The 21165-nt window shown below is 64.5% G+C and carries 15 protein-coding genes and 2 pseudogenes; 6 read left to right on the top strand and 11 right to left on the bottom strand.

The annotated features are described in order from the left end of the window. Positions 1-2153, top strand: a pseudogene (locus ACE3SL_RS06590) (DNA-directed RNA polymerase subunit beta'); the annotation flags it as partial. Between the two features lie 171 nt (positions 2154-2324). On the opposite strand, the gene ACE3SL_RS06585 reads toward ACE3SL_RS06590, so the two are convergent. The 10 genes and pseudogenes from ACE3SL_RS06585 to ACE3SL_RS06540 form a co-directional block, all read right to left on the bottom strand. Further along, the gene (locus tag ACE3SL_RS06585; RefSeq protein WP_374524953.1) at positions 2325-2891 is read right to left on the bottom strand and encodes a hypothetical protein; all 567 of its coding nucleotides are present in this window, start codon (positions 2889-2891) and stop codon (positions 2325-2327) included. 63 nt (positions 2892-2954) lie between these two features. Beyond that, on the bottom strand, positions 2955-4007 hold the full coding sequence (locus ACE3SL_RS06580; RefSeq protein WP_374524952.1) for a DUF6531 domain-containing protein: 1053 nt from the start codon (positions 4005-4007) through the stop codon (positions 2955-2957). Positions 4008-4119: 112 nt separating this feature from the next. Continuing rightward, complete coding sequence (locus tag ACE3SL_RS06575) at positions 4120-5172, bottom strand: hypothetical protein (protein ID WP_374524951.1); 1053 nt, start codon at positions 5170-5172, stop codon at positions 4120-4122. Continuing rightward, entirely contained in the window at positions 5147-5710 is a 564-nt protein-coding gene (locus ACE3SL_RS06570) for a hypothetical protein (RefSeq protein ID WP_374524950.1), read from the bottom strand. The genes ACE3SL_RS06575 and ACE3SL_RS06570 overlap by 26 nt, the downstream gene beginning before the upstream one ends. Position 5711: 1 nt before the next feature. Further along, on the bottom strand, positions 5712-6500 hold the full coding sequence (locus tag ACE3SL_RS06565; RefSeq protein WP_374524949.1) for a hypothetical protein: 789 nt from the start codon (positions 6498-6500) through the stop codon (positions 5712-5714). A gap of 78 nt (positions 6501-6578) precedes the next feature. Then, a complete protein-coding gene (locus ACE3SL_RS06560) occupies positions 6579-7646 on the bottom strand; it encodes a helix-turn-helix transcriptional regulator (RefSeq protein ID WP_374524948.1) in 1068 nt (355 codons plus the stop codon). A gap of 506 nt (positions 7647-8152) precedes the next feature. After that, positions 8153-8304: pseudogene (locus tag ACE3SL_RS06555) on the bottom strand (threonine aldolase); the annotation flags it as partial. A gap of 29 nt (positions 8305-8333) precedes the next feature. Next, complete coding sequence (locus ACE3SL_RS06550) at positions 8334-9938, bottom strand: M28 family metallopeptidase (RefSeq protein WP_374524956.1); 1605 nt, start codon at positions 9936-9938, stop codon at positions 8334-8336. After that, complete coding sequence (locus ACE3SL_RS06545) at positions 9938-11026, bottom strand: enolase C-terminal domain-like protein (protein WP_374524947.1); 1089 nt, start codon at positions 11024-11026, stop codon at positions 9938-9940. Before ACE3SL_RS06545 ends, ACE3SL_RS06550 begins: the two co-directional genes overlap by 1 nt. 74 nt (positions 11027-11100) lie before the next feature. After that, complete coding sequence (locus tag ACE3SL_RS06540; RefSeq protein ID WP_374524946.1) at positions 11101-12012, bottom strand: MurR/RpiR family transcriptional regulator; 912 nt, start codon at positions 12010-12012, stop codon at positions 11101-11103. A 184-nt stretch (positions 12013-12196) separates the two neighbouring features. Here ACE3SL_RS06540 and ACE3SL_RS06535 point away from each other — a divergent pair, with 184 nt between their 5' ends. Genes ACE3SL_RS06535 through ACE3SL_RS06515 form a run of 5 tightly spaced genes read left to right on the top strand, consistent with a single transcriptional unit; the run spans position 12197 to position 19877 of the window. After that, complete coding sequence (locus ACE3SL_RS06535; protein ID WP_374524945.1) at positions 12197-14338, top strand: TonB-dependent siderophore receptor; 2142 nt, start codon at positions 12197-12199, stop codon at positions 14336-14338. Positions 14339-14381: 43 nt separating this feature from the next. After that, a complete protein-coding gene (locus tag ACE3SL_RS06530) occupies positions 14382-15887 on the top strand; it encodes an amidohydrolase family protein (protein WP_374524955.1) in 1506 nt (501 codons plus the stop codon). Positions 15888-15895: 8 nt separating this feature from the next. Then, positions 15896-16945 (top strand): DUF1611 domain-containing protein, encoded by a 1050-nt coding sequence (locus ACE3SL_RS06525; protein ID WP_374524954.1) that lies wholly within the window; start codon positions 15896-15898, stop codon positions 16943-16945. Next, positions 16942-18552 carry a serine hydrolase domain-containing protein gene (locus tag ACE3SL_RS06520; RefSeq protein ID WP_374524944.1) on the top strand — a complete coding sequence of 537 codons (1611 nt, stop codon included), beginning with the start codon at positions 16942-16944 and terminating at the stop codon, positions 18550-18552. Before ACE3SL_RS06525 ends, ACE3SL_RS06520 begins: the two co-directional genes overlap by 4 nt. After that, a complete protein-coding gene (locus ACE3SL_RS06515) occupies positions 18549-19877 on the top strand; it encodes an erythromycin esterase family protein (protein WP_374524943.1) in 1329 nt (442 codons plus the stop codon). The genes ACE3SL_RS06520 and ACE3SL_RS06515 overlap by 4 nt, the downstream gene beginning before the upstream one ends. 568 nt (positions 19878-20445) lie before the next feature. Here the strand turns inward: ACE3SL_RS06515 and ACE3SL_RS06510 are convergent. Next, entirely contained in the window at positions 20446-20985 is a 540-nt protein-coding gene (locus ACE3SL_RS06510) for an RES family NAD+ phosphorylase (RefSeq protein ID WP_374524942.1), read from the bottom strand. Positions 20986-21165 lie beyond the last annotated feature (180 nt).

Raw genomic sequence — 21165 nt, 5'->3', positions numbered from 1 at the left:
GTATGGCCCCGATCAACTCCATCTACATGATGGCGCATTCGGGTGCCCGTGGTTCGCAGGCGCAGATGAAGCAGCTCGCGGGCATGCGCGGCCTGATGGCGAAGCCGTCGGGCGAGATCATCGAAACGCCGATCATCTCGAACTTCAAGGAAGGCCTGACCGTCCTTGAATATTTCAACTCGACCCACGGCGCCCGCAAGGGCCTCGCGGACACGGCGCTCAAGACGGCGAACTCGGGGTACCTGACCCGCCGCCTCGTCGACGTGTCGCAGGACTGCGTCGTGATCGAGGATGATTGCGGCACCGAACGCGGGATGGAAATGCGCGCGATCATCCAGGGCGGTTCGACGATCGCCTCGCTGGGCGAACGCATTCTCGGCCGCACGACGCTCGAAGATGTCACCGACAAGGACGGCAATATCATCGCAGCGGTGGGTACCCTGCTCGACGAAGCGATGGTCGCGAAGATCGAGGAAGCCGAAGTGCAGGCGGTCAAGATCCGCTCGCCGCTGGTTTGCGAAGCGACCCTCGGTGTTTGCGCCAAATGCTACGGTCGCGATCTCGCGCGCGGTACGCCGGTCAACATCGGCGAAGCGGTGGGCGTCATCGCCGCGCAGTCGATCGGTGAGCCCGGCACGCAGCTGACCATGCGGACCTTCCACATCGGGGGCGCGGCGCAGGTCAACGAGCAGTCGAACCTCGAAGCGATCTCCGACGGCACGATCGAATATCGCGACATGGCGACGATCGTCGACCAGCGCGGTCGCCGTCTGGCGCTGTCGCGCTCGGGCGAAATCGCGGTCATCGATAGCGAAGGCCGGGAACGTGCGACGCACAAGCTGCCCTATGGTGCGCAGATCATGCACAAGGACGGCGAGAAGGTGAAGAAGGGCGACCGGATTGCCGAATGGGATCCGTTCACCATGCCGCTGATTACCGAAAAGCCGGGTGTCGTGAAGTATCAGGATCTGATCGATACCAAGACCCTGATCGAACAGGTCGACGAAGCGACCGGCATCGCGCAGCGCGTCGTGATCGAGTATCGCGCCGCCGGCCGCGGCAAGAAGGAAGACCTTCAGCCGCGCCTGACCTTGCTCGACGATGCTTCGGGCGAAGCCGCGCGCTATCTGCTCGCGGTCGGCACGATGCTGTCGGTTGAGGACGGTCAGGAAGTGCAGGCGGGCGACGTCCTCGCCCGTGTGACCCGCGAAGCGTCGAAGACGCGCGACATCACCGGCGGTCTGCCGCGTGTTGCCGAGCTGTTCGAGGCGCGCATTCCGAAGGACAATGCGGTGATCGCCAAGATCAGCGGCCGCATCGAATTCGTGAAGGATTACAAGGCGAAGCGCAAGATCGCGATCGTGCCGGAAGAGGGCGATCCGATCGAGTACCTCATTCCCAAGTCAAAGGTGCTCGAAGTGCAGGAAGGCGACATGGTCAAGCGCGGCGACGCGCTGATCAGCGGCTCGCCGAACCCGCACGACATCCTCGACGTCATGGGCGTGGAAGCGCTGGCCGAGTATCTGGTCGCGGAAATCCAGGAAGTCTATCGACTGCAGGGCGTGAAGATCAACGACAAGCACATCGAAGTGATCGTCCGCCAGATGCTGCAGAAAGTCGAGATCACCAGCGGCGGCGACACCACGCTGCTGCCGGGCGAGCAGCTCGATTATCTGGAGATGATGGAATATAACGCCAAGCTGCCGAAGAACGGCGTTCCCGCGGAGGGCCGTCCGGTCCTGCTCGGCATCACCAAGGCCTCGCTGCAGACGCGCAGCTTCGTCTCGGCGGCGTCCTTCCAGGAGACGACCCGCGTCCTCACCGAAGCGTCGGTGCAGGGCAAGATCGACTCGCTGCAGGGCCTCAAGGAGAATGTCATCGTCGGCCGTCTCATTCCGGCGGGCACCGGCGCTGCCATGAACCGCGTCCGCGTGACGGCGTCGTCGAAGGATGCCGCGCTCCGCGCTGCGATGCGCAACGCCACCGAAGCGCAGCTGATCGCGCCGCAGTCGGCCGCCGAGGAACATGCTGCCGAACTGGCGCAGGGTCCCGAAGCGGCGATCGGCGATGACCCGCTGGGCACGGTCGAGGGCGAGACCCACGGCACCGATGCCGATGCCGGCGATTACCTGATCCAGAGCGACGGGGAATAAGCCCCACCCGCTTTCGGGCAGACAGAAACAAGCCCCGCCGGAGCGATCCGGCGGGGCTTTTCCTTTTTTTGGGAACTTTGGGGCGCGGTTATGCCCCACCACCTTCGTCATTCCGGCTTTCGCGGAGACATCATTGTTATAGCTCGCTATCCCGCCCGCCGGGGCGGACGTTCACTCCGAAGTATATTCTGCAAGACATTCTTCGGTCCAAGGCCTGATCATATTCGTAAGATCTGATTGGACGGAAGCGCCGCTATATACCGCGCCATTCGTGCAATATTCCAGCGTGGCCGCCTGATCTTCTCCGGAAACGGGATTGGGAACAACCCCGCCGATTACCAACCTGATCGTCAGGTTGCCGGCGCAGGTGATGTTGGCGAGCGAAACCGCATGCAGGTCCACGGTCAGAACAAGGGCCTTTTTTGCCTTTGCCTGATCGAGGCTCGCGATCTGCACCCCTTTCCCTCCGAGCACGGCCTCCGCTTCCGTAACCAACGGAGCCGTGGATAAACCGCAGGAGATCAAGGCCGGGTCATCGGCATTGCCGACGACGTAAATTGGGGGAACGTCCCTCGCGGAGACGATGGCGGGACTCGCGAGCAATATGGTCGCAAAAGCCGCTTTCATGATTTTCATAATGCCTCCGTCATCTGACAGGCCTTCCGGAAGCCCGTTATCGCCATATTTATCCCCTTCCTGGGCCAGCGCCACGGAGGAGGCCAGAACCAGCGTCATCATGCTCGAACAGTATCGGGTGCCGTTCATGCGGGATTTCCTGAGGAAGATGTTCCTTCACGCGGGTCATGGATCGGTGAACTTGACCAGCAGGCCGGTGGGCGCGCCGTCGTGGGGGCGCTGGATGACTAAAGTCTGACTGGAAGCGGGATCGTGCCGGAATTCGTAAATATCGTCGTTTCGCAGCGTGAGCCTGGAGGTGCGGCCGGCCTGATCATAGGCGATGCGCTGGGACGTGCCGTCGATATACCGGATGGCGCCCATGCGCCCATTGGGGCCATATTCGAATGTGTAGGCCGGCGCATCGGAACCGGTGATACGCGTGTTGCGGCCGTGCGCGTCGAAATCATAGGACAGCCAGGCGTTCGTCTCGTCCGTTACCTTGAGCGTCGCGCCTGTGCGGCTGAAGCGGAGGCTGTGTCCGGCATCGTCGTGGATGGAGGCGATGTCGCCGGTTTCGGACCGCTCGATCATCACCGTGCGATCGTCACCGGCGCTGCTGTCGGTATATTTCACGAGACGGCCATCCTCGTCGAAATATTCGACGCGGCCGGGGCATGTCATGCGGATATAGCCGGTCAGCGAGGTGCCGAGGACGGCCGCGCCGCAATTGGTGGCCTCCGCCATCGCATATTTGCTCTCGATGGCGAGCTGGTTGTTGATGTATCGCCGGGCGGCGCCGCTGGGGTGGACGAGCGCTTTCGCAACTGCCCTTTCCATTTGCTCGCGCGTCTCGTCTGCCGGTCCGGGGCCATAGACGGTGATCGCGCCATTGCCGTTCTCCAGCACCGCGACCCGGCCATCGGGAAGGCCTACGGCACGCGTGTCGAACGAGGAGCCCCAGCCTAGCCCGAACGTCCCGCGATTGTCTGCATTGCTGTTATAGGTCCGGCGATAGGGGACGCCGTGCCGGTCGAAGGCAGGATAGGTGACCGCGAAATTGCCGGTGCGGCTGTTGACGCCCTGCACCATCAGATAGCCCCGTACCTCCCGCGTTTCGATCGGCACATAGACCTCATCCTGCGCCGCGGCGGCCCCGCTCGCGAGGAGCATCGGCAGGACCAGCAGGGACAGCGGCGCGCGCGACCGGCGCGACCGGCAACTCATTTTCAAACGCATGTCGAGCAACCTCCAATGTGCCTCCCGGCGTCTTCCCATGAAGATCGACCGGACGATTCTCCTTTGCTTCGAAGGGCGCGCCGATCCGCCTCGATCGCTGCCGGGCGGTTCCTCATCTGAACTTCACCACGGTGCGGCCGCTGGTGCCGTCGGCAGCCCGTTCGATGACCTCCGTCCTGCCGCTGCGATACAGGAAGCGGGCGGTGGCGCCGCGCCGCGCCGCGATCTCGGCAATGCGGCCCGTGGGGTCATAGGTCATGGTCTGAACGCCGCCGTCGGGAAAGGTGACCGCGACAAGGCCGCCCCTGGTGCCATAGTCGAACCGGTAGATTTCACCGGCCGAGCTCCTCGCGCTCGCGAGCCTTCCGCTCTCGTCGAATGCGAAAATGACGGTGCGGTCATCCTGGTCGGTCACCGTCGTCCGGTCTGGGCGCGTCCGGAATGCGGTGAAGATCGTCTTTCCGGCGGGCGTCTCGCCCATGACCGAAAGCACCCACCTGTCGCCCGTGACGGTCCGCCCAGAGCCATCGCCCCAGTTCAGTTCGAAGATCTGGCGAAAGGCATGGGTGAAATAGCGGATCAGGCGCCCACTCTCGTCGAAGTGCTGGATATTGCGGCCGCAATCGACCCGGCGCAGGCCTCCGAGTTCCTCGTGCTCGACATATTCACAAGCCTCAGCGCGCCGCTCGCGCTGCTCGGCGCTATTGCCGGATACCAGCAACGGCGATCCGCGCCGCCGGGCGCCATATGTATCGACCGAGCCGTCCGATCCGTTGCGGATCACCACCCGGCCGCTGCTTCCTCCATGCGCGACATCGTCGAAATCCGTGCCCCAGCCGCCGCCGATGACGCTCGCGGACGAGCGGTCGCCGGCCTGCGGCGAGCGATAGGTCATTTGGAAAGCCACCCCCGTCCGATCGGCAAAGACGAGGCAGCGGAACAGGAACGCGCCGGTCTGCTTGTCGGCCCAGCCGATGTAGGTGTCGGACGGAGCATTGGCATGTTCGCAGGTGAAGACCGGCACCTTCGTCGAGGACTGCGCCGTGGATTGGGCCGATGCCGCGGCGGGCAGGCAGAGCGCCCCGATGGCCGCCAAGGTCAGCATCGATGACGCCAGGGCGTGCATCCGCAACATCCGATCAACCGGCGAAAGGGTCGGCCGCACGCACGGCGCGGATGCAGGCGATCACTTCCATCGCGGCCTCGCGAGAATCGGTAAAATTGAACCGGCCGATGAGCTTGTCGTCAGCGACGATCGCAACCCGGCTCGACGCCGCGAATATCGGAAAGATCGACTCTTCCCCTTCCTGGGGTTTGAAAAAGGACCCTATGAAGTGGGAGGTGCCGCTCACCTGGCCTGTCTGGCGTATCGTTTTCGCGTCGAAGTCGAAAACCATGGCAAGTCTTTTGCCGTCACGACTTTCGAGCGATTTCCAGTTGTCGTTCGACAGGATGATTCTTTCGGTGCCGTTGGCCCAGACGCCAATCTCCAGCGTCATGCCATTCTCATATTCCCCCTCCGCCTGGCATCCATCCGATATGTTGGTGATCTTCCACGGCCCGACGATATGCTCCTCATAGGGCTGGGCCCCGGCGGGTGCGCTGCCCGATGTGGCGAGCCACAGGCCGCCTGCCACGGCGGCGGCCAGGCGCGCGCTGCTTTTCCGGCGTGAGGATCGGCTATCGCCGCGCGACATTCTCATATTATGGTTCCTTGGTTTTGGACGTGTTGCCGTCTTCATGGACGTGCACCGAACCAGTCAGATCGATCGTGGCGATCACCTTGCCTTTTCCTTTGTGGTCGAACTGCCAAATCTTGAGCAACGTCAGGCGATCACCGACAGGCGGGGCGGAGAAGCTGACATAGGTGGTTTTCTTTTCGTCGCGGCCCATGCCGAGCAATTTGAATTTGCCGTTCTCGTCCACAGTTTCGTAGATTCCCCACCGCGGGTCGTCCGACGCGGTGACGAACAACCGGTGGCGACGCTTGTCCAATCCCTCGATGATCAACTTGCGATTGGGGGCGATTTCCTCGCCGAGCGGACATTGCCGGTCCCGATAAACGTCTGCCTCTTCCAGCGGCGGGCCCGATGCGCCGATGGTGAAGCGCACAAACATGTCGATGCAGGTTTCGCGGGTCGCGCCGGTTTCCGGACCAACGACCGTAAGGCCGGCATGCCGCAACAGTTCGCGCCCGATTGCCGTGGTGCGAACCTGCAGCTTGTGGTTTTCTTCATCGATGCTCTCGACGATGAAAGGTTGCGGCCGGATGTCGTGCCTGAGGTCGCTGGCAGCCTGCTCGCCGCTTTCCCATTTCCGCCACATGCCGCTATCCGGCCATGTGACCTCATAGACATAGACCGGGGTGTCCGGGGGCGGCGGCAGCAGGAGATCGCCACCGTCACGCACAAGCAGCGGCGATGCAGCCTGGAGCGGCATCGCACTCAATAGCGCCAGCGCGCCGGCAGCGATATATCTGCTCGCAATCACCAAAGCCCCCCTCGGTACAAACCCAAGGTGGCCGGATGTAATCCTCGCTACATCGTCTTCATGCCCCTCAGGGGGGATGGCTCATATAAAGAAGGCGGCCAGCAGCCGCATGAGGGCAGCCTCGCCATCGACGGCGCATTTCGCGTGGATACGCTTGATCTGGCCGCGCAGCGTTTCGGCGACGACGCCACGCTCCGCCGCAATCTGGGACCGGCTCTTCCCGTCAAACAGGCGCATTGCAATATCTGCCTCGGCGGCCGTCAATCCATAGAGCAAGGCCAGCATCTGCCCGACGCCAGCGCGGTCCCGGCGCGGCGCGTTGACGATGAGGACGGCGTGAGGGAGCCTGCCGAACGACCAGGATTCTGCTGGCAGCCGGAACCCTTCGACCAGCAGCGGCGGCCTTTCGGACGGCAGTTCGATCCGGACCCTGATGTTTGGCAGGCCGCCGTTCGCGACGAGGGCATCAATCGCCTTGCGTAGCGGCATCGGCCTTGCATCTGCGTCGAGCATCGAGCCCGAGAGACGTACATCGCCTGCCGAAAGCAGATCGGCCGCCCGGTTCGTATGAGCCAGAACGCGCCCGCGTGCATCGAGAATGAAAGCGCAGATACCGATCGCGTCATAGGCGCCGGCGAGGAGCCGGGCCTGCTCGCCTTCGAGCCGTTCCTGCAGGCGGACTGCACGCCGGGCCGCTTCAGCCGCACGGGAGAAGATACCGCGCTGCCGGGCGGTGGTCCGCCCTTCCTTGCGCTTGCGAAGCGTCGCGAAGCCGACCAGGCCGAAGCCATCGATCACGAGGTTGGTCTGGCAACCGAACGGGACATCGATCTCCTCGCACCAATCGACATATTGACGGGAGGAAAGATCGGGGATGACCTCGTCATAATGGTGCTCGTGCAGGATCGGATCGTAAAGCCCGCGCGCGATATGGCGCTGGGATGCGGCAATGCGGAAATTGGTATCGGGCGACCCGCCGCCGACCTGCACGAATTTTGCAAAGGCCGACGGCTCGAAATTGGTGGCGAGATTGAACATGACGTCCCGAACGCCGCCAATCCCGATCAACTGACCATGCGAGGCTCCGGTATGCCTGGCCATGGTATCGAGCGCCTCGATCCAGCGATCTGGCTGCAACGCAGCCGTCATGAATATATCGTTCCAATCCGGATGCTTGCTATTCTTCACTGCTCACCAATTTGTCTTGCGCCGACTGCAATAAAACAATCCGCCCCATGCAGCGTCAACTCGAAAAGCCCGGGCGGCGCAACGCCTAATTGCGAATTATTCGCATTTAACGCGAAGGCGTTACGTCCGGCAACACCGCCGCATCTCCGCGCTTGCTGCGTTCAACGGTGGCGGAAGACGGGACGCAAAGCCGGCGGCTGCTTGCCCGGAGGGCGAAAAGATTTGAAGCGGGAGACGGCCGATGAAAGGGGCGGGCTGACTTCATCGTGGCGATGCCAATCGAGAATCTGCTTCTCGAGCAGATCGATCTCACGCACCAGCGCGCGGAACTGGATGACGATGCTGGATAGTGCTGATCTTGCGTGCGCCGGGATCACGTCCTGAGCCTCGTGAGATGTAGCGTCCGCTACTGCAAGTTCTGTCATAGGCTGTGCAGGAAGATCGACAGCTTCGACGCGCGCGTGTCCCATGTCCGAGGCAAGCTGGCCGGCTTGCTTGCAGCGATAGTCGAAGTCGGTTGCAGGCGCGGTGTCGAAGCAGACGATGGCCCTCCCGCCGCCATGCCGTTCTTGGTGCCGCCGAAGCACAGGACATCGACGCCGGCGCGCCACTTTGTATCAATCGTACCCCCGGAGACTGCCTCATCGCTTATTGCCCGCTGACGGGAAGGGCGAAGATACTCCCTTTGTGCCAAGCCGGCCGCGCACGCGCGTTGGCGATATCGACCGTGAGCGCGACGGCATAATCGTCCAGCCTGATCGCTTCGGCGGGCAGGATGCCGGGCTGGTGGATATCGTCGCCCGGTGCATGATAGCGGTTGGCGCGCCATTCCTGTTCGAGCCTGAAGGCTTCGCTTCCGGGCGTGAAGCCGAATTTGAGGGCGAGCGCCGGAATGCCCGCGCGCACGAAACTATATTGATCGGTGCGGACGAAGCTGTTGCGATGGGGAAGAGGATCGGGAACCAGTCGCAACCCCTGCCTCGCCGCGACCGCGCGGGCCCTGTCGCCGAGACTGCTTTCGCCATCACCCTGCGCCAGGATCTCGGTCAGCGGCCACAGAGGCAAGAGCGTATCGAAATTGAGGTTCGCGACGAGGGTTTTTCTCGGCACGGTCGGATATCGGGCGAAGTAGGTCGAACCGAGCAGCCCCGGCTCCTCGGCGGTCACGACGAGCACGAGGATCGAGCGCTTCGGCCTGGGACCTGCCGCGAGCCTGGCGGCGATGTCCAGAACCGATGCGACCCCCGAGCCGTCGTCGATGGCGCCGTTATAGATGGCATCGCCGCCGATTTCCGGACCGATCCCGACATGATCGAGATGTGCGGAGAGCACGACATGCTCGGTGGAAAGGACAGGATCACTGCCGGCGAGCATGGCAACGAGGTTGGGAGAGGTCAGCAGGCGTCGCCGCGCCGTCACTTCGGCCTTCAACCTATAGCCCAGCTCGAACTTCGGCAGCGAGGCAGAGGCATCGGCGGCGGCGGCAAGCGACGCGAAATCATGCCCCGATCCCGCGAACAGCGTCTCGCTTGCTCCGGGGTCGAAGCTCGCCAGGAAGAAGCCGTCGGGCATGTCGCGCAGGTCGCGCGCGGACAAATACATCTGGCTCTGACGGGCGAGCAGGAGCTGGCGGCTCCACGGTATCTCGACCAGCTTCGGCGGCGTCAGCATGATCAGGCCGACGGCTCCGGCCCGTTCCAGAATCCGCGTGCGCTCCTTGCGCTGGTTGGCCTTGACCGGGGCGGGAACGCCAGCGGGACCGCCGCCTAACACGACCGCGATCTTGCCGCGAAGATCGACGCCCGCAAAATCGTCGTGGCCGAAAGCGGGCAGATGCATGCCGTATCCGAGGAAGACGAGCGGTGCGTCGGTCGCCGCGGCGCGCGGGCCGCCGCTTGCCGAGACGATCATGTCGCGTCCCAGCGCAATGGGATGTTCCGTGCCCGAACGGTCGATCAGCCACGCGCGGGAGGCCGGATAGTCGATTGTCTGCTCTTCGAGCGGGACGGTCTGGCGGTAGGTGCCGGCATCGCCCGCAGGCAACAGACCGATTTCGCGGAGCCGGCGCTCGACATAGTCGGCCGCGCGCAAATGTCCCGTCGAGCCGGTTGCGCGGCCCTCGTTGGCGTCGCTTCCGATCTCCTCCACATCATCCCACCATTGCGTGGCGCGCGGCGACTCCTGCGCCGTTCCTGTCTGTGCCGGGGCGAAGGCCGGGAAGGAGAGGGCCAGGGCGCAGGCGATCAGCCGCATCATGATGGTACGTTCCCTTCGCAGCCAGCCGGGCCGCCCCAGAGATCGTCGGGGCAGGCAATGGTGCCGTCGCGATAGCGAACCGAGGGAGACCGGTCGGCGGCAAGAAAGATCGGGCCGTCGAGATCGACGATGCTGCAATATTGGCCGACGAGCCAGGCCGGAGCCATGGCGAGCGATGTGCCGAGCATATTGCCGACCATGACATCGAGGCCGAGGGCGTGGGCGCGCTGGGCAAGGCGGAGGCCGTCGGTAAGGCCGCCGCATTTGTCGAGCTTGATGTTGACCACCTGATAGAGGCGGGAAAGGCGATCGAGGTCGGCGACCGTCTGAAGGCTTTCGTCGGCGGCCACTGGGATCGGCAAGGCCTGCGTGGCAAGCGGGGAGTCGGCACCGGGCTCGAACGGCTGTTCGATCAGCCTCACATCGGCGGCCTGGAGCGAAGGAACGAGGCGGGCGAGGCTTGCCGGCGTCAGGCTCCGGTTGGCGTCGACCGCCAGCCAGACATCGCGGCGCGCCGCGCGCACGGCGGCGATACGGGAGCCGTCGTCCCCATCTCCGACGAGCTTGATCTTGATTGCGCGGGCATCGGCATAATGCGCGGCTTTCGCGGCCATCGCGCCGGGCGCCGCATTGCCGATCGTGTAGGTGGTGAGCAGAGGCTCCGGCGGCGCCATGCCGAGCAACCGCCAGACCGGCTGGCCCATGCGCTTCGCCTGAAGATCCCAGAGCGCGCAATCGAAGGCGTTGCGCGCCCCGCCTGTGGGGAAGAGCCGGGCGGCATCGGCATGGCGGACGCCCTTTGCAATCGTCGTTGCCGCATCGGTGAGCGCGGCGGCGATGCCTGGCGGCATATCATCGCGATAGAATACGCCCGCAGCCTCCGCCTGACCCACATGGCCGTCGGCCTCAAGTCGCAGCACGACCGTCTCGATATCTTCGAAGACTTGCCCGGCGATGCGGAAGGGCTCGGCGAGTTGATGCCGCACGATCTCGACGTCGATGCGCGGCGCGCAGATGTCCAGGCGGGCGAGGGCGCCGTCAACGTCGAGCGACTCGATCGGGGCTGGGGGCGGGCTTGCCGACATGCGAATCGGCTAATCGCGTGCCGTTTTTCTGTCTATGATTTTTAATGACAAAAAACTAACATTCAGTCTCGACGTCAGCCGCTCATTTTCGGGCGCGGGGGCTGATGTCCGGCATAGCCTGTAAAACTCTGGTGAAGGCGCGTGAGCGTTTCGAGGCGGGCCTCGATCTTCGTGCCGATCCGCTTGATCACGCTGTTGACCATCAGGTTGACCGCGCAGACCAGCGCGACGGGTGAACTCCAGAACATGCCGGTCTGCGTCGGCACCGCGAGCACGTGCGGCGTGAAGCGTGGTGCCCAGTCGCAGAAGAGATCGGTGAGGACGATCAGCGGAATGCCTTGCTGGCTGGCATGCTCGGCGATGAGATAGGACTGGCGCGAATAGCGCCGGATGTCGATCACGACGAGGCAGCGATCCTCGTCGTCGGCCGCGAAGACGTCGGCATAATTGCCGGCCGAGAGATCGACGAGCCGGACGCCATCGCGCATGAATTGCAGATGATTGGCGAGGAGCATCGCGATGCCACGCTCGGTCTGGAATCCCGCGATCTGCACCGTTTTCGACGTGGCGAGCAGGTCCGCGGCGGCCGCCCATTGCGGCGTTTCGGCGAGGCGGTAGACCGCGAGCAACGACTTCATCTCGCGCTGCATCGATCCGTCCGCTTCGTCGGGCAGGCCGGGGCTATCGACAAAATGCCGGAGCTGGTCGCCGACCAGCCAGGGAAAACCTTCCTCGCTGCCATCCTTCAGCTCGTTCTTCATCGTCTTGAAGTTGCGATAGCCGAGCTTGCGGGTGAAGCGCCCGATCGTGATCTCGCTGACCCCCACCTTCATGGCGAGCGTCATCGCGGTCTCGAAGGCAAGTGTCGGATAATGACCCAGAATATAGGCGGCGATCGCCCGGTCCGCCGTCGAATAGGTTTCGAGTTCCGCCTGAAGGCGCTGGAGGAGCGGCACATTGGGGATGGCCGGCGCCTCCTGTCTCACAGCCCGTTCTTTCTTGCCTGCCATGCGCGTTCCTCTTGTCGGCTTCCGGTCGTCAATGCCAGAAATATGTTCAAAACTATCAATTGACAGAAATATGTCAACCGGAGTTAATTCTGTCGTTCTCCGGCCTTGCGAGCGCGAAAGGCGCTCCAGTCCGGCCTTATCGATCCAGGGGGTGTGTGAGATGACGATGAACCGAGAAAGCTTTGCCTTCCGCCACCAGCGCAGCCGCGCCGCGTTCTGTCCGCTCCGCGCGGGAACGGCGGCCGCGGTCCTCGCTTTCGTGCCGTCGGTGGCCGCTGCGCAGGAGGTGGCCGGGAGCGAAGGCGACGCGATCGTCGTGAGCGGCTATCGCTATCTCAGCGAAGATACGAGCGGGACGACCGGTCTTCCGGTTCCGCTGGAGAAGGTCCCCCAGTCGATCAGCCTCGTCAGCAAGGATTTCCTCGACGCGACCGACGCGAAGTCGCTGGGCGATGTCGCGCAATATACGCCGGGCGCGCTGTTCGACGGCAATCCCGGGGGCACGTCGTCGATCGTCAAGCTGCGCGGCTTCGCGGCGGGCAATGCGATCGACGGGCTGAATGTCGGGGCGCTGGATTACGAACCCGACTTCGCGACGCTCGAACGGCTCGAAATCGTCAAGGGGCCGACCTCGGTGGTCTATGGCGCGGCCAACCCGGGCGGCATCATCAACCAGGTCACGAAGGGCGCGAAGCCGGGCACGCCCTCGCATATCGAGCTGCTCGGCGGTTCGTGGGACCGCTGGCGGATCGAAGGCCAGGCCGCGACCTCGCTCAACGCCTCGGGCACGGTCAATCTGATCGGGATCGCCGTCCATGAGGAGGCGGGCAGCTTCATGGAACGCGTCGATTCGTCGAAGACGGTTCTGTATGCGGGGATCGACGCGGATCTGTCGCCGGGGCTCACCGGCTATGTTCATGGCGGCTACGAGCGCTACCGGCGCACCTCGTTCGACGGCATCCCGACGCTGCCCGACGGCTCGCCGGCGCCGGTCGGCCGCTCCTTCTTCATCGGGTCGGGCGATTTCGACCTGGTGACGCCAGTGGTGCGCGTGAACGGCGGGCTCGATTGGGAGGCGTCTTCGGCGCTGTCGGTCAGCCTCAAGGTCAATTATCTCCGTTCGAACACGACCGGCGAGAGCGGCTACGGCTACGATCTCCAGCCGAACGGCGACTTCTTCATTGCGATCAATAATATCACCAAGAGCGTCACGCAGGCGTTCAGCGCGGGTCTCTCGACCGTCTACAAGTTCGACGATCTGGGACTGACCGACAGCTTCGTAGCGGTTGCCGCCAATTACCAGAGCTACGACACGAAGCAGGCGGGCACGATTCCCGACACGCCGCAGGGCGACGTCGGCAATATCTTCGACGGCGTCGATGCGATCGAGGCGCTTTTCAACACGCGCACCTATCCGGGCATCTTCGATTACAGCCTGAACCGCCGTCTGCGCTATTTCACGCTGTCGACGCAGGCGAACATCAAGGTCGCCGAGCCGCTGACCCTGCTTGCGGGGCTCTCCTGGGCCAAGCCCGATGTCAGCAAGCAATCGGGTACCGGCCCCTGGCAGGATTTCAGCGGGGACAGCCAGACGAGCCTCCGTCTCGCCGCGACGCTGGAGCCGGTGCGCGGCCTCAACTTCTACGCGTCCTACAGCGAATCCTTCCAGCCGCAGCTCTTCATCGACGCTGCGGGCGGCGTCCTGCCCCCGCTCACCGGCGAGCAATATGAGGTCGGCTTCAAATATGTGTCGCCGGACCGCCGCCTGCTTCTCACCGGCGCGATGTTCGACGTCCGGCAGTCGAACCAGGCCCGTTACGACCAGACGATCGATCTCATCGACCGCTACGCGCCGATCGGCAAGGTTCGCCACCGCGGGTTCGAACTGCAGGCGGTCGGCGAGATCGCGAAAGGGTGGCAGGTCAATGCGGGCCTCGCCATCCTCGACCCCACGATCCGGCGCGACGACGACCCGACGCTGATCGGCAAGACCATCGCCTTCCTGCCGAAGAGCTCGGCAAGCATCTATACCAGCTACGCGTTCGGCAACGCCTTCGTCGGCGGCGGCATCCGCTATGTCGACTCGGTGAAGACCGACATCGATCGCGCCACGCGCGACCTGCCATCCTACATATTGGTCGATGCGTCGGCGGGTTATGATTTCGGCCGTTTCCGCGCGCAGATCAACGTCAAGAACCTGTTCGACAAACGTTATTTCGTGAACAACTATCAGACGCTATTCTACGGCAATGTCGTCGGCGAGCCGCGCAGCGTCACGGTTTCGCTCCGCGCGAATTTCTGAGCTCGTGCCAGGCGTGGTGTATGAGAGGCGAATCTTGACGAGGGTGCGGCCGGGGCGCGCGGCGGCGGCGGCGCTGCTGCTGGCCGCGACCGCGCTGGCGGCGAACCTCTCTGCCGCAGCGTCGCAGCCCGGGCCGGTGCACGACATCGTCTATACGGGAGCCCGCGCGATCGACCCGGAAACGGGGCTCGATGCGGTGCGCAATATTGCGATCGACGGCGACCGGATCGCGGCGGTCAGCGCGGCGCCGCTGAAGGGCAGGCGGGTGATCGATGCGCGCGGGCTCGTCGCGGCGCCGGGCTTCATCGACATACATTCGCATGCGACCACTCGCGACGCCGCGCGCTATCAGGCGAAGGACGGCGTGACGACACGGCTCGAACTCGAGATCGGGACCTGGCCGGTCCCGGCCTGGTACGCGGTGAAGCGGGGACGCGAACTCCTGAACTATGGCACCAGCGCCGGGCACACGGCGCTGCGCTATTTCATCCAGAAGGGTGAAGGCGATGCGGGGCTCGCGGCGTTGCGCGACCCGATGGAGAAGTTCGGGGCGAAAGAAGCCGACGCGCCGCTGTCCGCTGCCGCGGCAAAGCGGCTGGACGCACTGCTCGAACAAGGGGTGCGCGAGGGTGCGATCGGAATCGGGAGCGGGACCCAATATGCGCCGGGCATCACACGCCGCGAAATGCTCGACGTCACCGCGGTCGCTGCGAAAACCGCCACCTGCCTCTTCACCCATATTCGCTATGGCAGCCTCGTCGAACCGGACAGCACTTTCGAGGCGGTGCAGGAGAGCATAGCGAATGCCGCGACGACGGGGGCCTGCATCCATGTCGCGCATATCAACAGCATGGCGATGCGCGATGCGCCCTTCATGGCCGCGCTGCTGAACGATGCGCGCGGGCGCGGCATCGATATCACGACCGAAACCTATCCCTGGGGCGGATCGGTCGACGCGGTGCGCAGCCATTTCTTCGATCCGGGCTGGGAACAGCGCTGGGGCGTCGGCGTCGGCGATCTCCAGTCGCGCCGCACGGGCAAGCGGCTGACGCAGGCCGAGTTCGACGCGCTGCGTGCCGGTACCGGCGATGACGGGATCATCATGCATATGAACGGCGAAGCGACGATCGAGGCGCTGCTCAAGGATTCCTCGGTGCTGGTGGCGAGCGACGGGGGTCGGATCGAGGGACCGAACGGACATCCGCGCTCGGCGGGCACCTTCGCGCGCCTGCTGGGCCATTATGTTCGCGAGGCGGGAACGCTTGATTTGATGGAGGCGCTCCGCAAGATCACCTTGATGCCTGCGCAGCGGCTCGAAGCTTTCGTTCCCGCGATGAAACGCAAGGGCCGGCTCCAGCCCGGCATGGACGCCGATATCGTGCTGTTCGATCCCCGCACGGTGGGCACGCGCGCCACCTATGGCGACGCTGCGCGCTATTCGGAGGGCTTTCGCTATGTGATGGTGAACGGCGTGCTCATCGTCGATGGCGGAGCGCTCGTCGAAGGCGTCAATCCGGGGCGGCCCGTCTATTCGAAGTATCAATCATGAGCATCGCGATGAATCAGGCCGGGGCTGCGCCGGCAACCGGGCCCGAAGATCTCGATCTTCCCGGCCCCTATCTGCTCTTCCTCGGCGATGCGGCGGACACGACGTTTCTGAAGACCGGCCTCGGTCTTCGCGACTGGGCGCCGGGGCTCTGCATCGGCGAGCATAAATGTGCCGGTGCCGCGGTTACGCTCGGGCTTCCCGTCATGGCGCCGCGTGCGGCCTATGCCGCGGGCGCGCGGGCGCTCGTTCTCTCGGCGGCATCGATCGGCGGGGCGATCCGGGAGACCTGGATTCCCTGTCTGGTCGAGGCGCTCGATGCGGGACTCGATATCATCAGCGGGGCGCATGACCGGCTCAGCGACAATAGGCGGCTTCGGCAGGCGGCCGAAGCACATGGGCGCCGTCTCATCGACGTGCGCACGCCGCCGGCGGGGCTCCCGATCGCAACCGGCAGGCGGCGGAGCGGCAAGCGGCTGCTGACCGTGGGCACCGACTGTGCGCTCGGCAAGAAATATACCGCGCTGGCGCTTGCCGATGCCTTTCGCGCACGCGGGATCGATGCCGACTTCCGGGCGACGGGTCAGACAGGGATCATGATCGCAGGGCGCGGCATTCCGATCGACTCGGTCGTCAGCGATTTCGTTGCGGGCGCTGCCGAATTGCTGAGCCCCGATGCCGATCCTGCCCATTGGGACGTGATCGAGGGGCAGGGCTCGCTCTTTCACCCGTCATACGCCGGCGTGTCCCTCGGATTGCTCCACGGGTCGCAGCCCGACGTGCTGGTCCTTTGTCACGCCCATGGCCGCGAGCGGATCGTCGGTTTGCCCGACTATCCGCTTCCGTCGATCGGCCGCGCGATCGAGGCCACGCTGCAGCAGGCAGAGCTCACCAACCCCGGCGTCCGCTGCGCCGGCGTGTCGCTCAATACCGCGGGTCTCGGCGTTGAAGAGGCCGAGGCTGCGATGTCCGACCTGGCGCGTGCCTGGAACATCGTGGTCGCCGATCCGATGCGCGGCGGCAGCGCCTTCGACCGGCTCGTCGACGCGTGCCTCGCATGACCCGGCTGTTTCTCCTTCTCGCCTTCGTGATCGGGGCGATCGCGCCGGCGGTGGCACAGGAAGGCGGCGGCGCGGATCGCGAGGCGGCGCTTGCCGATATCCGGGCAATGGTCGACGGCGCATCGGGCGACAGCGCGCTCGTCGTGGCGATCACCGATCGCGACCGATCCATCATGGTCGCCGCACATGGCTATGCCGACATCGACCGGGGGATCGCAGCGACAGCCGATACGCGCTTCGCAATCGGGTCGATTTCGAAGTCCTTCGCGGCGGTCGCGCTGATGCAGATGGCGGACGAGGGGCGCTTCGATCCCGATGCGCCCATCGCGCGCTACCTCCCCGATTTTCAGGTGCGCAGCCGCTATGCGCCGATCACCGGCGCGTCGCTGATGTCGCACACGTCGGGTCTTCCCAATTATCTCGCCAATGTCGCATCGATGCGCTTCCTCGTCACCGCGCTTTCCGGCTTCGAGCCCCGCTACGCGCCGGGCGAGCATTTCTGGTATTCCAATTCGGGCTATCAGTTGCTCGGCTATGCGGCCGAAGCGGTCGATAGGCGGCCGTTCCCGACGGTCGTGCAGCGGCGCATCCTCGATCCGCTCGGCATGACGGCGACCGCCCCCCAGATCGACGACCGGCAGCGCCGGCAGATGGCGACAAGCTACGAGCGCGCGCCCGATGGCGATCTCGTCGTCGCGCCATGGTTCGAGTATATCGCGGCCGATGGCGCGATAGTCTCGAACGCGCCCGACATGACCGCCTATGCCCGGATGCTGCTGGCGCGGGGCGGGACGCCGAAGGGGCGGCTGCTGTCCGATCGCGCCTTCTCGCGCATGATCACGCCGGTTCGCGACGATTATGGCTATGGTTTCGATATCGCCGAGCATGGGGAGATGCTTTCCCACACCGGCTCGATCGCGGGCTTCCAGGCCTATTTCGCCGTTCATCTGGAGCAGGGGCTGGGAATCGTCATTCTCGGCAACGGACCTGCGGACAGGGCGCTTCGCGAGCGGATCGTCGCGCGGCTGTTCGGTATCGGGCCGAAACCCGTGCCCGATCTCACATGGCGCGGAGTCGAGAGCTTTGCCGGCCATTTCGTCGGCCCCGGCGGCAAGGCGCTGGAGTTTCGGCCCGGGCCATCGGGTGATCTGCTCATGGACGACGGCGCGACGGTTTTGCCTCTTGCGCGGATCGGACGGGAAGGATGGGGCGCCCATCTGACCCCCGCGGGGCCGCGGGCCTTTCTCTTCTTTCGCGATGTGTCGGGTGCGGTGTCGGAGGTGGTCGAGGGGGATGCGACCTTTGTCCACGCGGATGTGCCCCGGGCGCCGATGGCGCCGGCTTCCTATGGGCCGTTTGTCGGCCGATACAGCGCGCATGGCGAGGAGGGGCCGAGCGTACGCATCTATGCACGCGGCGCGAAGCTCGTGCTGTCTTACGCCGATTCGAGTCTCCCCGTGCCGCTCGCTGAAGATGGGGCCGGGCATTTTCGCTTCGAAACCCCGGCTTACGCGCCCGAACGGCTGCAGTTCGACACGGTTGCCGAAGGAAAGACCCAGCGGCTTCTCCTGAACGGGGTGCCGCTGTACCGCATCGAACTGCCGTGACGGCGCTTTGCCGGATCGGTGTGGCGCTTGCGGCGTGGCTCTCGACGCTATCGGCCGCTGCTGTTGCCGCGCCATATGACGCGGCCTTCATCGCCTGGGCGAAGGCGCATGCGGTTCCGCTGCCGGCGTGCGCGTCCATCCGGGAAGGCGCGGACTATCGTGCAGTCGCCGCGTCGCTCGGCAGCGCGCGCGTCGTCGCGCTCGGGGAACCGGTGCACGGCGCGCACGAGCCGCTGGCGCTGCGCAACTGCCTCTTCCGCTATCTCGTCGAGGAGCAGGGTTTCACCGCGATCGCGCTGGAATCGGGCCTCCATGAATCGCGGCGGCTGCACGATTATGCGGCGGGGGGCGCGGGCGATGCGCACGAGATTGCGCGGAGCGGATTGACATGGGGCTTTTGGCGCTACCCCGAGAATATCGAGCTGCTCGAATGGATTCGCGCCTATAATCTCGACTCCGCGCACGGCCGGAAGGTCGCGATCTACGGCATCGACGTGAGCGGCGGCGATGCGGACGGCGCATGGGCGCGTGCGCGCGTCACGCTCGACGAGGCTCTCGACTATCTGGCCCGGGCGGAGCCCAAGCGGTCGGCGCCCCTGCGCGAGAATATCGAGCCCTTTCTGGAGCGCTTCTCGGCGCCGGCGTATCGCGCGCTGACGGAGCGCGAGCGCGCGGAGCTTCGCCGGTCGGTCGCGCAATTGCTCCGCTTCTTCGATACAAGGCGGCCCGCTCTCGTCGCCGCGTCATCGCGGGAGGATTATGACTGGGCGTGGCAGAATGTCATAGCGGCGCAGCAACTTCAGGCTCTCTTCGATGTGTTGGCAGCACCCGATCCCGAGGGCCGGCTGCTGCCCGGCGACTATCGCGCCGACGCTGCGCGCGATACCGCGATGGCCGCCAACACTCTTTGGGCGCTCGGTCAGGAAGGGCCGAGGGGGCGCCTTCTGGTTTTTGCGCACAACGGCCATGTCATGAATGCCCATACGCGCGGCGGGATCTGGGCGATTTATGAAAAGCCGCCGGCCGCGATGGGAGTTCATCTACGGCGCGCTCTCGGAGATGATTTTCTTGTCGCCGGGATCAGTTCACCGACGCGCGGCGATGGTGCGGACGGACCAGGTACGATCGACGGCGCGCTGGCCCGCGTTCGCCAGACGCATTTTCTGCTCGATATCCGCCCCGCATCCGGTGCCCCGGCCCGCTGGCTGAGAGGCGAGCAGTCCGTCAGCGTCAATTACACGACCGAAGGCCTTGTGGTCCCGAAAAAGGCATTCGATCTCTTGCTCTATTTTGACCAGTTGACGCCATCACCAAGCGTGCGTTGAATTTGGAGCGCTTTGAAATCTCGGCGGCGAGAATTTCGGTCCTGCGAACTGAACGGCTGTCTCCTGGCCAGAACATGAGTTGGCGGATTGGCTGCAATTGAGAATCCGTTCGCGCGCGTCGAGCAAGATATCCGCGGGCGGCAGGCGATTGCGCTTCCGATGCTGGCTTGCTCGCGGATCGCTTGGCATGAGACCGCGGTGCCAGGCAGGCAATGATGGATGTTCAACTGCGCAAGCCCCAGCTTGCTGTCTGACCAAACGCGCTGGACTTCGACGGTCGCCGGATCAGCATGTTCGCGAAGAAAGCGCTCGGCGAAGCGCCCGCTTGCATCGCGATACGGAGCCGGGGGATCGAACGGCAGGAATTCGGAGACGCGAGCGCAGAAAAAGGCTGGCGCCGGCCGGATCAGGGGCGATTGGGAAGCCACGCCACGCCACGCCACGCCACGCCACGCCACGCCACGCCACGCCGCTGTCGGCGTCGCGGCCGTTGCTGAGGTCTGGATCGGTCTTCCCGCCATGAAGCCGGCCGGCCGTTTATTGGTTGGCGCGCGATGCCGCGACGCCCTTAGTCATTCATGTCCACGTTCGAGAATGTGTAGTGCAATTGTTCGACCTGTTTCACGGCCGACACGCTTTCGTCGAATGCAAATGTCGAAGGATCGAATGCACAGAGATTGACGCCTGTTCCGACCGAGCTTCGGTATGCGACCCCGTCGAACCCGCGGCGGACAAGTATATCCGCAAGAATCTGCGTGACGGCATAACGGTGCCGTTCCTCCGGAATGATCGGAAAGCGGAGCAGCCAGTCGATGTGATATATGTTCGCGAACAGACCGAGGCGATCATCGGATGAGGAGAAGTTCCCGATCGGAAGATCAAAGCGGGCGATCCGGAGATTTCTTTTCGCGCGAAAGCCGCCGAGGGAGATCAGATGTCCCGGATGCGGTCGAATTTCCGCCAACGTGGTCTGCACTTCGGATGCCAGATACAGAACGGATACGCCTTCCCGGTTTGTCCGGCCTGCCGTCGCATCGGGTGGCAGGCGAGCCCCGATCGCTGCCCCCTTGTACGGCGTGGAGACCCGAACAACTTCTCCATGCGGCATGCCGAGGCCATCGTGGGCGACGCCGATCCGTCCGCGATACCTGTCAAACGGCGTTCAAAAGGGACCCCCGATCGGCGTCGAAGAGGGACCCCCTTTTCGGATATGATGCTGGTTTGTTGAAGATGGCCTTGCGCTGCGTGCGGCGGAGGGCGGGCGTAGCCCGACCGGAGGCGCGCGCAG

The sequence above is a fragment of the Sphingopyxis sp. genome, from assembly GCF_041916015.1.
GTDB lineage: Bacteria > Pseudomonadota > Alphaproteobacteria > Sphingomonadales > Sphingomonadaceae > Sphingopyxis.
This window is presented reverse-complemented; position numbering and strand designations above follow the sequence as displayed.